This window comes from Streptomyces sp. NPDC051018 (assembly GCF_044456085.1).
Taxonomy (GTDB): domain Bacteria; phylum Actinomycetota; class Actinomycetes; order Streptomycetales; family Streptomycetaceae; genus Streptomyces.
Window position 1 is genome coordinate 86,535 of the sequence record NZ_JBITFN010000027.1, and the last position, 14,955, is coordinate 101,489.

General features: G+C 67.9%; 11 protein-coding genes, 1 rRNA gene, 1 pseudogene and 1 riboswitch. Of the genes and pseudogenes, 5 read left to right on the forward strand and 8 right to left on the reverse strand.

The window, feature by feature from the left end:
• Positions 1-121: 121 nt before the first annotated feature.
• The 5 genes from ACIBCM_RS31830 to ACIBCM_RS31850 all read right to left on the reverse strand — a co-directional run bounded on the left by ACIBCM_RS31830 (position 122) and on the right by ACIBCM_RS31850 (position 6,862).
• Positions 122-1,894: an ABC transporter substrate-binding protein gene (locus ACIBCM_RS31830; RefSeq protein WP_399249343.1), complete on the reverse strand. Its 1,773-nt coding sequence runs from the start codon at positions 1,892-1,894 to the stop codon at positions 122-124.
• A gap of 131 nt (positions 1,895-2,025) precedes the next feature.
• Complete coding sequence (locus ACIBCM_RS31835) at positions 2,026-3,030, reverse strand: ABC transporter permease (RefSeq protein WP_399249345.1); 1,005 nt, start codon at positions 3,028-3,030, stop codon at positions 2,026-2,028.
• A gap of 762 nt (positions 3,031-3,792) precedes the next feature.
• Positions 3,793-4,575, reverse strand: a complete 783-nt coding sequence (locus ACIBCM_RS31840; RefSeq protein ID WP_399249347.1) for an enhanced serine sensitivity protein SseB C-terminal domain-containing protein — start codon at positions 4,573-4,575, stop codon at positions 3,793-3,795.
• 235 nt (positions 4,576-4,810) lie between these two features.
• Positions 4,811-5,584 carry an enhanced serine sensitivity protein SseB gene (locus ACIBCM_RS31845; RefSeq protein WP_399249349.1) on the reverse strand — a complete coding sequence of 258 codons (774 nt, stop codon included), beginning with the start codon at positions 5,582-5,584 and terminating at the stop codon, positions 4,811-4,813.
• A gap of 609 nt (positions 5,585-6,193) precedes the next feature.
• Positions 6,194-6,862: an AAA family ATPase gene (locus ACIBCM_RS31850; RefSeq protein WP_399249351.1), complete on the reverse strand. Its 669-nt coding sequence runs from the start codon at positions 6,860-6,862 to the stop codon at positions 6,194-6,196.
• 229 nt (positions 6,863-7,091) lie between these two features.
• Positions 7,092-7,185, forward strand: a riboswitch (glycine riboswitch).
• Between the two features lie 151 nt (positions 7,186-7,336).
• Here ACIBCM_RS31850 and gcvT point away from each other — a divergent pair.
• From gcvT to rrf, 5 genes are all read left to right on the forward strand, one after another.
• Positions 7,337-8,470, forward strand: coding sequence for a glycine cleavage system aminomethyltransferase GcvT (gene gcvT / locus ACIBCM_RS31855; RefSeq protein ID WP_399249353.1), 1,134 nt, complete (start codon positions 7,337-7,339; stop codon positions 8,468-8,470).
• 73 nt (positions 8,471-8,543) lie between these two features.
• Complete coding sequence (gene gcvH / locus ACIBCM_RS31860; RefSeq protein ID WP_399249355.1) at positions 8,544-8,921, forward strand: glycine cleavage system protein GcvH; 378 nt, start codon at positions 8,544-8,546, stop codon at positions 8,919-8,921.
• Between the two features lie 26 nt (positions 8,922-8,947).
• Positions 8,948-10,207 (forward strand): serine hydroxymethyltransferase, encoded by a 1,260-nt coding sequence (gene glyA / locus ACIBCM_RS31865; RefSeq protein WP_399249357.1) that lies wholly within the window; start codon positions 8,948-8,950, stop codon positions 10,205-10,207.
• 301 nt (positions 10,208-10,508) lie between these two features.
• Positions 10,509-11,876, forward strand: coding sequence for an L-serine ammonia-lyase (locus ACIBCM_RS31870; protein WP_399249359.1), 1,368 nt, complete (start codon positions 10,509-10,511; stop codon positions 11,874-11,876).
• 284 nt (positions 11,877-12,160) lie between these two features.
• Positions 12,161-12,277, forward strand: a 5S ribosomal RNA gene (gene rrf, locus ACIBCM_RS31875).
• A 57-nt stretch (positions 12,278-12,334) separates the two neighbouring features.
• On the opposite strand, the gene ACIBCM_RS31880 is transcribed toward rrf, so the two are convergent.
• From ACIBCM_RS31880 to ACIBCM_RS31890, 3 genes and pseudogenes are all read right to left on the reverse strand, one after another.
• The gene (locus ACIBCM_RS31880) at positions 12,335-12,829 is read right to left on the reverse strand and encodes a BsuBI/PstI family type II restriction endonuclease (protein WP_399249373.1); all 495 of its coding nucleotides are present in this window, start codon (positions 12,827-12,829) and stop codon (positions 12,335-12,337) included.
• 39 nt (positions 12,830-12,868) lie between these two features.
• Positions 12,869-13,309 (reverse strand): annotated as a pseudogene (locus tag ACIBCM_RS31885) (restriction endonuclease); the annotation flags it as partial.
• A 19-nt stretch (positions 13,310-13,328) separates the two neighbouring features.
• On the reverse strand, positions 13,329-14,852 hold the full coding sequence (locus tag ACIBCM_RS31890) for an Eco57I restriction-modification methylase domain-containing protein (protein ID WP_399249361.1): 1,524 nt from the start codon (positions 14,850-14,852) through the stop codon (positions 13,329-13,331).
• Positions 14,853-14,955 lie beyond the last annotated feature (103 nt).

Below are 14,955 nucleotides of genomic sequence, written 5' to 3' on the forward strand. Positions count from 1 at the left end.
CCGGATATCGGGCTCCCCGGCCACCGCCCGAGGCCATCACCTGCCCTTCGGGACTGGCGGTTGGGCGATGGTGGGAGACGGCGGAACAAAGGGGAGACGGTGCGGGACGGCAGGCGGGGAGCTACTCGACGCCGAGGGAGACGTAGTCGTAGCGGCCGTTGTACGCCGTGGTGGAGTAGGCGTTCGTCAGCCGCGAGCTGCGCCAGGTGATGTTCTTCTCGTAGAGGAACGGCATCTGCACGGCGAGATCCGAGACGGCGTGGTTCATCTGCTGGTAGATGCCCCCGGCCTTCTCCGGGTCGGACTCCTTCAGCGCGTCGTCGAAGAACTTGTTGATCTTCGGGTCGTCCGTCTCGGAGACGTTGTAGTTGCCGTTGCCGGTGATGAACCGGCCGTCCACGAGAGGCTGCGAGAAGCCCTGGCCGGTGGGGAAGTCCGGGCCCCAGCCGGTCATGACCAGCCCCAGTCCGCGCTGCTTCACCACGGTCGGCGAACCGGTGATGCTGGCGGACTCGGCACCGTCGATCGCCTCGACCTCGGTCTTGATGCCGACGGCCGCCAGGGACTGCTGGAGCGCCTCGGCCGCCTGGACCTCGTTGGGCTGGTTGCTCCGGGCGCTGATGTTGGTGGAGAAGCCGTTGGGCTTGCCGCACGCCTTCAGGGCCGACTTCGCCGCGTCGACGTCCGGCTTGCCGTTCCGTGCCTTGATGCCGTACGGGTCGTAGTCGTCCGCGCCCTTGATGCCCTTCGGCAGCATGTTGGTGGCGATCTCCCCGCCGGCCTGCGGACCGCCGCGGACCGTCTGGAGCGAGGTGTAGTCGGTCGCGTAGATGACGGCCTTGCGGCACTCGATGTTGTCGAAGGGCGCCACCTTGGTGGCGATGTCGACATAGCGGACGAAGCTCGTCTCGATGTTGTCGACGTTCTCCTTGTGCTCCTTGAGCGCCTTGCTGCGGCCGGCCTGGGCCATGCCGGTGGCGTTCAGATCCAGGTCGTACTCGCCCTTGATCAGCAACTCGTCGATCGCTTCGAGATTGGTGTTGATGGTGACGGTGATCTTGTCCGGCAGCGCGGGCCTGATCGGGTCGGACGCCTTCTGCCACTTGTCGTTGCGGACGAGGACGATGCTCTTCTTCGGCGTGTACGACTGGAACTTGTACGGCCCCGAGGAGAACGGCTTCAGCTGGTACTTGGCCGCCGTGTCCCGGTCCTTCTTCACCGGGGAGCCGGACGGCATGGCGAGCATCTGCTCGAAGTCGCCGTTGGGCGTGGCCAGATTGAAGACGATGGTCTTGTCGTCCGGGGTCTGGATGGCCTTCAGCCCGAGCTTGTCCGGGGTGGTGTCCTTGTACGGGCCCTTGTACTGCTCCCCCGGGTCGAGGACCTGGCGCAGATACTGCGGGCCGCCGGTGATGACGTCCGAGGCCCAGATGCGCTCGATGCCGTACTTGATGTCCTTGGAGGTGATCGGCGAGCCGTCCTCCCAGGTGATCCCGTCGCGCAGCTGGTACGTGTAGGTCTTGCCGCCGTTGGAGACGACGCCCTTCGCCTTGGCGAGGTCGGGGACGAGTTCGGCGCCCGCGGCGCCCGGCTTGGTCGCGTAGGAGACCAGCTGGCGCGCGTAGAACCGGGAGAAGTCCCAGGCCATCCCGTAGTACTGGCGCTGCGGGTCGGCGGAGTCGAGATCCTGTTTGCCGATGAACTTCAGTGTGCCGCCGGTTTTGGTGGACGGATTGGCGACGCCCTTGGCCCCGGCGTTGAAGCCGGCGCCCTTGCCCCCGCCCTTGCCGCCGTCACCCGAACCGCCGCCGCACGCCGCGGTGGCCGTGAGGGCGGCCACGACGAGTGCCGCTCCGGCGATACGCCTGGTCCTGGACGAACGTTGGGGAGTCATCGTTCCTGCAACCTCCGGGATAGCGCGGTCCCTGCTCGGTGCCGGGAGACCATCGGGGTGCCGCCTGACATCTGTGGCAGGGGCGGGTTCAGTTGTCCGCGGCCGGGACTGCGCCGCGGGTCCGGGAGTGGTCAACGGGTGCCCTTGGGGTCGAGCGCGTCCCGCACGCCGTCCCCGAGGAGGTTGAAGGCCAGCACCGTGAGGAAGATCGCAAGACCGGGCACGACCATGAAGGTCGGATCGGACTCGTAGGACTTCACGGCCGAGGAGAGCATCTGTCCCCATGAGGCGGTGGGCGGCCTCACTCCGGCGCCGAGGAAGCTGAGCGCGGCCTCGGTGAGGATGTTGGTGGGGATCATCAGGGTGGCGTAGACGGTGATGGGGGCGACCAGGTTCGGCAGCAGCTCCTTGAAGAGCACATACCGCCGTCCGGCGCCCAGGCTGCGGGCGGCCTCGACGTACTCCTTCTCCCGCAGCGAGAGCGTCTGGCCGCGGACGATCCGTCCGACGTACGGCCAGCCGAAGAAGCCGATCACGGTGACGAGGATCGCGATCCGGACAGTGGTGCCGGTCATGCCCAGCAGATCGTTGGGGAGCACCGAGACCAGCGAGATGATGAAGAGCAGCTGCGGGAAGGCCAGCAGCATGTCCATCACCCGGCTGATGAGCGAGTCGACCCAGCCGCCGAAGTACCCGGCGACGATGCCGAGGACGGTGCCGAGGAGCACGGCCACCAGCGCGGCGAGAAAGGCCACCAGAAGCGAGATACGGGCGCCGTAGACGATCCGGCTGAAGACGTCGCGCCCGTTGTTCGGCTCGACGCCGAGCAGATGCTCGGAGCTGATGCCGCCGAAGGAGCCGATGGGTGTGCCGAACAGCGGATCGATCTTGTCCTGGTGGAACTCGTCGGGCGGATGACCGAGCAGACCGACGATCAGCGGGGCGAAGACCGCGACGACGACGAGGAGTATGACAACGATGCCGCCCGCCAGTGCGGGCCTGTCCCGCTTCAATCTGGTCCAGGCGATCCGCTTCAGCGAACGCCCCTCGACCGGCTTCCCGACTACAGCCGCCGCGACGTCGCCGGGCGCGGTCCCGGCCGCGTCCGCGCCGGTGTCGTGCAATGGTGCCGTCATCGTGGTGGGGACCCCTCTCGGCCGGAGGTGACCGGCCCGTACCCGCCGCTGTGGCGGCTTCGTTCACAACATCCGGTGCGTGTGGAGCAGTTGGTACGGAAGGACGTGTTACCCGGCCGTACGCGGGGCGTGCCGCCTCTTGGAGCGGGAGTCTTCAACGGCCCGCAATCACCCGCCAGACCCCATGGGCAATGTTTGCTCAAACGTGATGCACATCAGGGAGTTCCGTTATCCGGACGAGATCACCGACTCAGCGGATCATCAATTGGCCTGAAAGGGACGAAAGTTGAGTGATGGTCCGACATACGGTCACCATCGCGTCCAGGGAATGAGCGGGGCATGGCGCCGCAGAAATGTGCAAACGGGACGGCAGTTGTGTAGTACAGCGTGACGGAGTACGGAGCCGGGGTGTGCGGCCCTTCACGGTGAGCGCACACCAGGTGGCCCGGTTTGGCCGGATCCGATGGGTGGACGGCGGCTGGGGGGGCGGTGCGGGTCCGTGCGGGACGCCGATCCGTGGGCGATAGCGGTCCGTCAGCGGCGTGGTCGGTCAGCAGCGCCGGTTCGGCGGCGGCCGCCGCCGAGGGCGATGCCGGTGCGGATGATCCCCGGGTGATGTTGGTACGTCGGCGGGCGCGGGGCGGCCGGGCGGTACGTGTCCGGCCGGCGCCCGGCCGCCAGAGGCCGACGGTCAGGCGGTCGGCTGCGGGGTACCAGTACCAGTACCGACGGTGCCCGGTTCCCGGTGCGCGCGGCGCGGGGTCAACGGCCCTGCGGCGGGGGGTAGCCGTAGCCGCCGCCCGGCGCGCCCTGGGCGTCACGGTCGTAGAACGGGCGGGTGTTGGCCCGCAGCCACATCGTCACCGGGTCGTACTCGTCGGACATGGCGACCGTCGAGACCGGCAGCCCCTCCGGTACCGCGGCGATCGACTGCTGCATCATCGCGCGCACCGTGTCGACGGACTGCCGGCCCGTGTCGTACAGATCGAGCCCGATGGCGAGATACGGAGCGCCCAGCGCGGGCTGCACCCAGGCGCGCCGCAGGGAGCGGACGGCGGTGGTGCGGTGGGCGTTCTGGGACAGCAGGGCGTAGAAGTGCGGGATCTCGATGGCCGGCTCCGACAGCCGCAGCGGGCCCGCCGGCATCCGGTCGAGACCGGTGGCGATTCGCCGCAGATCCGGCCAGGGGACGCCGACGCCGCCGCCCGGCGCGTGCGGGTTCAGCCAGATGCCCCAGCGGTCGGGGTAGAGGGCGCGGGCGATGTCGACCCCGCTGACCACCTCGTGGGCGCGGTTCCAGCCGGAGACGGAGAGCTCCTGGGCGGAGGTGACACAGGGGGCGTAACCGACGCCCTCGATCTCCATGTTCCCGTACTGGGCGTCGGGGGAGCCCGCCCGGCCGTTCCAGAGCAGCATCCAGACCTGGCCGCCCGGGGGGTCGGCGAGCGCCTTGAGCAATGCCTCGTACGCGTCGTAGCGTCCGGGAGTCACCTGGCGGAGCATGTGCTCGACCTGCCCGGCCGCCGCGGTGCCTGACGCGCTCACCCTGGTCCCGCCCCTCTGTCCGACCGTCGTGTCCGTCGGCCGTCTTCTCCGTCCGGTCTTCCCCGCCCGCCGGATCGATATCCGTCCGGTTCGGCCCCGACCGGCGTGCGGTGGTCGTGCCTCCGGCCGACGGGAGACCCGGCCCGGCCCCGCCCCGGTGCACGGCACGGGCCGGGAACCAGCTTAATCGGCCGTCCCGGCGCCGACTTGGCGGCCTCGCCCGCCGGGGCCCGTCCTACGCCGTGGGTTCCCGCCGGTAGAACGGCCTCACCTTCTCCAGCATCCAGTCCGCCACGGGGTCCTGGGCCACGTCCAGGAGGACGAGGTTGACCGGCCAGGCGGCCGCAACCCGGCCGAGCGCGCGGCCGAGCGCGTCCAGGGGAGCGGCACGGTCGTCGGGGTCGAGGGAGGAGAGCTGGACGCCCACGAAGAGTGTCGGCGGGTCGCCCTCGACGGACGCGAGTACCCTGCGGGCGCTGAGCACGACACCGGTCTCCTCGAACTCCCCGGCCGCCGCGGCCAGGAAGTCGACGGGGTCCTCCTGCCAGTCCGGCTCGAACATCCGCACCCGTCCGCCGCTCGCCGGTCCGTCCAGCGGTGTCCGCCCGGCGCGGCACAGCTCCGCGACGGCGGGCGGGGGCAGGGGGGCGCCGACCGTGCCGCCGGGGTTCACGGCGATACCGAGCTGAGGGGGCAGGCCCCGGGCGAACTCGCGGGCCGGGGCGATGGTGAAGGACATATGGCCGCCGACACAGGCCATGAACTGCTGCTCGGAGCTGAACACGGGGACGTAGGCGCCGCCGTCGATCTCCATCGCGGGCAGATCGAGGTCCCCGCTCTCGGGGCTCCCGCCGTTGGGGAGCGGGACCCAGAGGCTGCTCCGGCCGAGCACCTCGACGAGCCGCGCCCCGGCGGCGGGGTTCCCGAGCGATGCGGCGAGCACCTCTTCGAGCTCGTTCACAGGCCACTCCCCGTACGGGTGCGTGTGCGCCTGCTCCGGAATGGTCATCCTGCTGCCCTCTCCCCCGGCGGTGGGGCCGGGCGCGGTACGACTGCGTGTGCCGACCTTAGCGTCCGCGGGTGCCTCTGATGCGGGGTCCACGGGGACCCCGCGCCCCACCGGGGGCCGGGCCGCGGACCCGGGCCCGGTCCGTCGGGGCCCTCGCGGGCGCTCCACCGCGGGCTCCATCCCACCTGCCCGCCGCCCGGGCCACAGGTCCGTCCTCAAACGCCGGACAGGCTGATGTGGCTCACCACCGCCCCGGCCACCGGCACAGACCCTGAACTCCGGGCCCCCGCCAGCGCTCCACCCCAGGCTCCATCCCACCCGCCCGCCGCCCGGGCCACAGGTCCGTCCTCAAACGCCGGACAGGCTGGAAAGATCGCCCCCGCCCGCAGGCACCCACCGTCCCCAACGCCGGACAGGCTCGGATGGGCGCCCCGCCCGCAGGCCCTCTGTCCTCAAACGCCGGACGGGCTGGATACATCACCCCAGCCCGCAGGCACCGGCCGGTCCCGGGAGGCCGAGTGGGGCGGGTGGTCCGGCTCCGAGTACCAGCCTCGCCGGCGATTGAGGCGCCGGGGTTCGGGGGCAGTGCCCCCGACAGCGCCCCGGGCGTCACGTAGGGGTGAAGCCCAGGCGGGTGAGGACCGTGGCCGCGTCACGGTCCAGGAGCACCGCGGACGCGCACCCCACCGGCAGCCTCCCCGCCTCCGCATCCGCGATCAGCCGCCCCGCGGCCCTGCGGTGCCGCGCAAACGCGTACCCCGACACACCCCGCCCCCGCTCCCGCTGCCCCTGGCGCGCGATCTTAGGCGAGACGTCCAGCAGGACCAGGTGCAGCGCCGTCCCCCGCCGCCTCGCCTCCCGCGCCAGCCACCTCCGTACCCACGCCTGCGTCCCGCAGTCGTGGACGACGACGCTCTCCCCCGACCGCAGCGCCCGCCGCAGCCCGGCGTAGTGCGCCACACGGACGAAGGGCCGGTAGACCCCGTACGGCACAAGCCCCGGCATCCGCGCGTCCCAGCGGTCCCGGGTGTCCTGCGAGTCGATCCGGCCGCCGCTCGCCGCCCGCTTGATCAGCGTGGACTTGCCGCTGCCGGGCAGCCCGGACACCACCACGAGATCGCCCGCGCCGAACATCACCCGCCGCGGGCTGCGCCCCGAGCGGCCCCTCAGATCACGCAGAACCGGCGCGGGCTCCCTCAGCCGCTCCCGGACAGGCGCCTGTGGCTGAGCGGGCACCCCCGCGGTCGTCGCGTAAGCACCGGAGTGCTGCAACGTCATCACACCCTCCCCCATGTCAGCTCACACAACCCTTGCCCATGAAGCGTAAAGAAATGGTAATGCGGCACAACCGTTTTCCCTCCGAAGAGCGTCTGGTCCCGTGTTCCGGTTCCGGGGAAGGCCCTGGTTCCGGTTCCGGGAACGGCCCCGGCGGAACCGGTCGGGCCCGAGAACCCCACTCAGCCGGGATGCGTGCAATGATGTGCCCGCCAACTGCATACCGGCCGCTTGAATCCGCGCGGGAGAGTTCCGGCCACCCGGCCGGACGCCGAAGGAGCAAGATCCTCCCTTGAATCTCTCAGGCCCCGTACCGCGCGTGATGAGGCAGATCTGAAAAGCGAGCCGCTCCCGTGGGCTCCACCCAAGGTGCAAGTCACGACCACCTGTACGTACGGTCGCGACGAACCTCTCAGGTTCCGATGACAGATGGGGAGGATCATCGTCCTCGTCGGCCATGCCCTGGGAGCCCCGTCCATGAGCACCCCTCTCCGTCATACAGCACTCGACGCCCTGCACCGCTCGCTCGGCGCGACCATGACCGATTTCGCGGGCTGGGACATGCCCCTGCGGTACGGCAGTGAGCGCGACGAACACCACGCCGTACGCACCAGGGCCGGCCTCTTCGACCTCTCCCACATGGGCGAGATCACCGTCAGCGGCCCCGAGGCCGCCGCCCTCCTGGACTACGCGCTGGTGGGGAACATCGGCACCGTCGGCGCCGGCCGTGCCCGCTACACCATGATCTGCCGGGAGGACGGCGGCATCCTCGACGATCTGATCGTCTACCGCCTCGGCACCGCCGAAACCCCCGAGTACCTGGTCGTCGCCAACGCCGGCAACGCCCAGATTGTCCTGGACGCCCTCACGGAACGTGCCGACGGCTTCGACGCCGAGGTACGCGACGACCGGGACGCCTACGCCCTGATCGCCGTCCAGGGCCCCGAGTCCCCCGGCATCATGAAGTCCGTCACCGACGCCGATCTGGACGGCCTGAAGTACTACGCGGGCCTGCCCGGCACGGTCGCGGGCGTCCCGGCCCTGATCGCCCGCACCGGCTACACCGGTGAGGACGGCTTCGAGCTGTTCGTGCAGCCGGAGCACGCGGAAGGGCTGTGGCGGGCGCTGACCGCCGCGGGTGAGGCCGCCGGTCTGGTCCCCTGCGGTCTGGCCTGCCGGGACACGCTGCGCCTGGAGGCGGGCATGCCGCTGTACGGGCACGAGCTGACCACCGCGCTGACCCCCTTCGACGCCGGTCTCGGCCGGGTCGTGAAGTTCGAGAAGACCTCCAACGACGGCCGCTTCGTCGGCCGCGAGGCCCTGGCCACCGCTGCGAAGCGCGCCGAGACCGCCCCGCCGCGCAGGCTCGTCGGCCTGATCGCCGAGGGCCGCAGGGTCCCCCGCGCCGGATACGAGGTCGTCGCCGGCGGCGAGGTGATCGGCGAGGTCACCTCGGGAGCCCCCTCCCCCACCCTGGGCAGGCCGATCGCCATCGCCTATGTGGACGCGGCGCACGCCGCACCCGGCACCGGGGGTGTCGGTGTGGACATCCGCGGTACCCACGAGCCGTACGAGGTCGTCGCGCTGCCGTTCTACCGCCGCCGGAAGTGACCCTCGGCACACCGTCGCGCCCCACCCCCCTGCCCGTACATCCGCACTTCCCGCGTACAGGAGAATTCAGGTCATGAGCAACCCCCAGCAGCTTCGCTACAGCAAGGAGCACGAGTGGCTGTCGGCCGCCGAGGACGGCGTGTCGACGGTCGGGATCACGGAATTCGCGGCCAACGCGCTCGGTGACGTCGTGTACGCCCAGCTCCCCGAGGCAGGCACCACGGTCACCGCGGGCGAGACCTGCGGCGAGCTGGAGTCGACCAAGTCCGTCAGCGACCTGTACTCCCCGGTCTCCGGTGAGGTCACGGAGATCAACCAGAACGTCGTGGACGATCCGTCGCTGGTGAACACCGCCCCCTTCGAGGGCGGCTGGCTGTTCAAGGTACGGGTCGGCGAGGAGCCGAAGGACCTGCTCACCGCCGACGAGTACACGGAATTCTCCAGCAACTGACCTCACCAGACCCCCAGGGATCAGAGATGTCGCTCCTCAACACCCCTCTCCATGAGCTGGACCCGGACGTCGCCGCCGCCGTCGACGCCGAGCTCCACCGCCAGCAGTCCACCCTTGAGATGATCGCATCGGAGAACTTCGCTCCGGTCGCGGTCATGGAGGCCCAGGGCTCGGTCCTCACCAACAAGTACGCCGAGGGCTACCCCGGCCGCCGCTACTACGGCGGCTGTGAGCACGTCGACGTCGTCGAGCAGATCGCGATCGACCGCATCAAGGCCCTCTTCGGCGCCGAGCACGCGAACGTCCAGCCCCACTCGGGCGCGCAGGCGAACGCGGCGGCGATGTTCGCGCTGCTGAAGCCGGGCGACACGATCATGGGCCTCAATCTCGCGCACGGCGGGCATCTGACCCACGGAATGAAGATCAACTTCTCCGGCAAGCTCTACAACGTGGTCGCGTACCACGTGGACGACGCCACCGGCCAGGTCGACATGGCCGAGGTCGAGCGGCTCGCCAAGGAGTCCCGGCCGAAGCTGATCGTGGCCGGCTGGTCGGCGTACCCGCGTCAGCTGGACTTCGCCGCCTTCCGCCGGATCGCGGACGAGGTCGGCGCGTATCTGATGGTCGACATGGCCCACTTCGCGGGCCTGGTCGCGGCGGGTCTGCACCCCAACCCGGTGCCGCATGCCCATGTCGTGACCACGACCACGCACAAGACCCTGGGCGGCCCCCGCGGCGGAGTGATCCTCAGCACGCAGGAACTGGCCAAGAAGATCAACTCCGCGGTCTTCCCCGGTCAGCAGGGCGGCCCGCTGGAGCATGTCATCGCCGCGAAGGCGGTCTCCTTCAAGGTCGCGGCGACGGAGGAGTTCAAGGAGCGCCAGCAGCGCACGCTGGACGGCGCCCGGATCCTGGCCGAGCGCCTGGTCCGGGACGACGTCACGCGGCACGGCGTGTCCGTTCTGTCCGGCGGTACGGATGTGCACCTGGTCCTTGTCGACCTGCGCGCGTCCGAGCTGGACGGCCAGCAGGCCGAGGACCGCCTCCACGAGGTCGGCATCACGGTCAACCGCAACGCCGTCCCGAACGACCCCCGCCCTCCGATGGTGACCTCGGGCCTGCGGATCGGCACCCCGGCCCTCGCCACCCGCGGCTTCCAGCAGGAGGACTTCCGCGAGGTCGCGGACATCATCGCCGAGGTCCTGAAGCCGTCGTACGACGCCGAGGGCCTGCGCGCCCGTGTGTCGGCGCTGGCGGCGAAGCACCCGCTGTACCCGGGGCTGTAGCCCGTACGCGGGTACCGCATACGGCTCGGGGGCATCGCGCACACTGGACGGTGAGCGCGGTGCCCCCACCCGTAGCGCCGGCCCCGTCCGTAACGCCGGCCTCACGAGCGGCGGTGGCCCCGCGCGCACCTCGGCCCGCTCCCGGGCCGCCCGCTCGTCCGCACCACCGCCCCGCCGCCCCGCAGTTTCCGGACCGCCGCAGCCCCCGCCCCGCTTCCGTAACGCGCCCGCTTCCGCACCACCCCGCTTCCTCCGCACCACCGGCAGACAACGGCGTCTACCAGCCTCCTTAGGAGTTCACGTGGCCATCTCGGTCTTCGACCTGTTCTCGATCGGCATCGGCCCCTCCAGCTCTCATACCGTCGGCCCGATGCGCGCCGCCCGGATGTTCGCCCGCAGGCTGAAGAACGAGGGCCTGCTGGCCCACACCGTCTCGGTACGGGCCGAGTTGTACGGCTCCCTCGGCGCGACCGGTCACGGCCACGGCACCCCCAAGGCCGTCCTACTCGGACTCGCGGGCAACTCACCGCGTACGGTCGACGTCGAGACGGCCGACGAGCAGGTCCAGCGGATCAAGGACTCCGGCCGGCTGAGCCTCCTCGGCATGCACGAGATCGGCTTCGACGCCGACGAGGACCTGGTGCTCCACCGCCGCAAGGCCCTGCCGTACCACGCCAACGGCATGACGGTCCTCGCGTACGGCCCCAGGGGCGAGACCGTGCTGGAGAAGACGTACTACTCCGTCGGCGGCGGCTTCGTCGTCGACGAGGACGCCGTCGGCGAGGACCGGATCAAGCTCGACGACACCCCGCTGAAGTACCCCTTCCGCACGGGCGACGAGCTGCTGCGGCTCACCCGGGAGACCGGGCTCTCCATCTCCGCGCTGATGCTGGAGAACGAGAAGGCATGGCGCACCGAGGACGAGATCCGCACGGGCCTGCTGGAGATCTGGGGCGTCATGCGGGCGTGCGTCTCCCGTGGCATGGCCCGCGAGGGCATCCTCCCCGGCGGCCTCAAGGTCCGCCGCCGGGCCGCCACCTCGGCCCGCCAGTTGCGCGCCGAGGGCGACCCGGCGGCCCGCGCGATGGAGTGGATCACCCTCTACGCCATGGCCGTGAACGAGGAGAACGCCGCGGGCGGCCGGGTCGTCACCGCCCCCACCAACGGCGCGGCCGGCATCATCCCCGCGGTCCTGCACCACTACGTGAACTTCGTCCCGGGCGCCGACGAGGACGGCATCGTCCGCTTTCTGCTCGCCGCCGGCGCCATCGGCATGCTCTTCAAGGAGAACGCCTCCATCTCCGGCGCCGAGGTCGGCTGCCAGGGCGAGGTCGGCTCCGCCTGTTCCATGGCCGCGGGCGCCCTCGCCGAGGTCCTGGGCGGCACCCCCGAGCAGGTCGAGAACGCGGCCGAGATCGGTATGGAACACAACCTCGGCCTCACCTGCGATCCGGTCGGCGGCCTCGTCCAGATCCCCTGCATCGAACGCAACGGCATGGCAGCGGTCAAGGCCGTCACCGCCGCGAAGATGGCGATGCGCGGCGACGGCAGCCACCTGGTCTCCCTCGACAAGGTCATCAAGACCATGAAGGACACGGGCGCCGACATGTCGGTGAAGTACAAGGAGACGGCGCGGGGCGGGCTCGCGGTGAACATCATCGAGTGCTGACGGCGTAGGCCCTGACCAGCGCTTTTGTATCTTTCAGCGCTGTCAGGGCCTTCCCTGCTTGCACGGCGGAAAGTCCCTGGATCGGCCCTGGGACAGACGCGAAAGTCCCTGGTACACCCCCGCCCAGCCCCGGAAGCAAGAGTCAACGCAGGTGGCAGCGGCCCCGTGGCCTCTCGCGCATGCATCGGGTGCAACCCCTCGAGGGGTTCCGAGTGCACTCAGCACCCCCCGCACCGGTATACTCATCCGGAGAAAGCGCCTCCCCTGGGGGCGCTCACCAGATTTTCGGTGACCAAAGCGGCGAGGAAACGCCCGGCAACATTTCGAACCCGGAAGCTAAGCTTGCCAGCGCCGATGGTACTGCGAGGGGGACCTCGTGGGAGAGTAGGTCGTTGCCGAATCTAGCTCGAAAGGGTCCCTCCATCTCTGATGGAGGGACCCTTTCTTCGTGTAGCGCTCTAGTTGTACGGGCCCAGGAAGCGTTCCCCGTTGAAGTGGATCAGATGCGTTGGGTTGTCGGCGCACCAAACATCGGTCTCCCAGGCAATCTCTTTCAGGTACTTCCGCAACTCAACGCGTGACGGCAACGCAGAGATAAAGACAAGTCCGGCCGTTGACCCCCGGAAGAGCTCACTGAGCTCCCTGTGCCTCTTGGAATCCACCGGACCATGAGAGGACGCCGCCTCGATGAGGACAAGCCAATTCTTCTCCCGGAGAAAAACGACGACATCCGGCATTTTGCCATGTGAGTCTACCGTGACACCGAGCTGCGCAAGCGCTTCCTCTTCGAAGATGGCCCACTTTTTATCGGCGTCACCGATATAAAGCACCTCACCCCTCGGCGTGTAACGCTCACAGAACTCTCTAATGATCTGGACGATCAAGGTGTTCTGGCCGCCGGGACTGAGGGCGATCTCCTTGCCCCCGGGGAGCTGAACCGGAATCCTGTTCATTTCACGCTCACGCACGTACATCGCCTGGAGACCGGGGCGCTCTTCAAGATACTCCGCGAGCCTCTCATCAAACCCCTCTTGCCCGAATGATGTAATGAGACCAAACGCTGCGGGCTCTATCTGATAGCACCACTTAGGCGAGTTTACTGGACGGTCTGGCTGGTCGGGATTCTAAACAACCAGACCAGCATCGACAAACTGATGCAGCGTGAACCTGCGGATGGTCTCTCGGCTATTTGCCGCGTAATCTTTTTCGTAGACTTCCCGCAGCCACTGCATAATCTGGACGGTTCGGAGCATTGACCTCTCGGCTTGCGTCCAGTCCTGGTTCGGCTCGAGCTCAAGAAGGGCTAGAAGGACGTAGGCCGAACGTTCATTGGATCGCTCAGAGTCGAACCCAAGCAGCTGGAGGAGCTGGCGCGCCTCCGTGAGCTTTTCCTCGCGTCCCTCTTCATAAATTTCGACTGTCTGCTCGGCCATTTAGTTGTCGACTCCGATTCTAGATGTTCTGCTCAACAATCTTGTCGAGCATTTCCTGATCCGGCCATGTACCGTCCCAGCACTGCCCCATCTTGGACAGCTGCTCGCGGCTTGGATAACGGAGGTTTCGCAGGTCGGTGGCATTCACCTGCGTGTGTCCACTGAACCGTCGAATGAATCGATCAAGCAACGTAGAATTCAGCCAAAGGCAGAGTCCGCGAGCCACCTCTCTCGAGAAACCTTGCCCATCGGCATGGAATACGTTCACATGATTCTCGAAGCCGATCCGCTCACATTCGGTGACACCCGAGTCAAACACAACGGCGACCACTCGACGCTTCTCCTCCTTGGAGGAGAGACGCTTAACGACGACATAGTTCCCAGCCGGGAATGTCATCTTCCTGGTATCACCGTTAAGCATGATGGCATTGTTCTTTTTCGCACCAGGAACAGGCCAGAGAATCCCCCCTTCCCTCATATGGAGAGGGTAGATCAGAGGAACCGAGCCCTCTACCGGGTCGGGTCGCAAATGATCTTTGCTTCGAAAGTCAACCACACGTCCTGTCGAAACTTGAAGGCCGATCCCAGACAGCGTAGACGGGAGATTCGAATGCGCTGCGGCCAACTGATCACTTTCCTCGTCGGCACTGATGTGAATAAAATGCTCAGGATCGGCCGGGTGAACCATCTCTTCATACGGGACGACTCGACTGCGCACATCTTCTGAGTAGCTACGGCTCGTCGAAATCGTCACCGGCGCACGGCTCGGTGAGTCCGTTCTTGTCGCCGACAAGATCACGTTTTCCTGGAGTACATCCGTGTCTGCGAACACTTTATTTCTGGCTTCGAAGACATGCATGTGGTCAATTTGCATGTGATCCAGAAAATACCTTCGGAACGGTCGAAAGTAAGGACCATTAGCAAAACTGCGAGGCGTGATAGCCGCAAGCTGCCCACCTGGCGCGAGAAGATGAACGCCGAGGGCCAAGAACGCCGAGTAGAGATTGGAGGTCTCCGCGCATGCCGCCGTAACTGCCTTGCGTGCGCGCGAGCCAGCAGCGAGCTTCTTGTATGGAGGGTTCATGACCACTAGGTCGAACGGGCCAGGTGTCTCGGCGAAAAAGCCATCAGCCTGAGTGGCCCACGTGATGAAGTCATCCTGCACCAGGTTCGTCTCGACATGGCCTCCAACTGCCTGGGCCGTGCTGACGCAGTCTGCAAGCGTGGCCGCCAAGGCACCGTGGAGTTGGGGGTCGATCTCACAGGCGGTGACACTAATCCGAGCTCTAGGACGAAGTCGAAGAATCCGTGTCACCACAGACGCGGTGAGAGAACCGGCTCCGGCCCCGGGGTCCAAAACTCGTATCGGATCCGCGCCCTCCAGCCTGGCCAGGGAGGCAATGAAGTCCGCAGCGGGGGCTGGTGTGAAGTACTGACCGAGCTTCGCGCGCTCCTTGGAATCAAGCGACGCGGACGACTCTTGCCTCCGTGCTTCTGTCCGCGTCACAAGATCCTCTGACGCTGCTGGTGCCTCTGTTGCCATAGGCACAGCCTAAGGCTTGTCCCGTAAATGATCTCTGGTTGGGTGTGGACGTGGTCGGTGGCCCGTCCGGCTGTTCGTCTATCCGGCGAGATTGAGGTTGTGC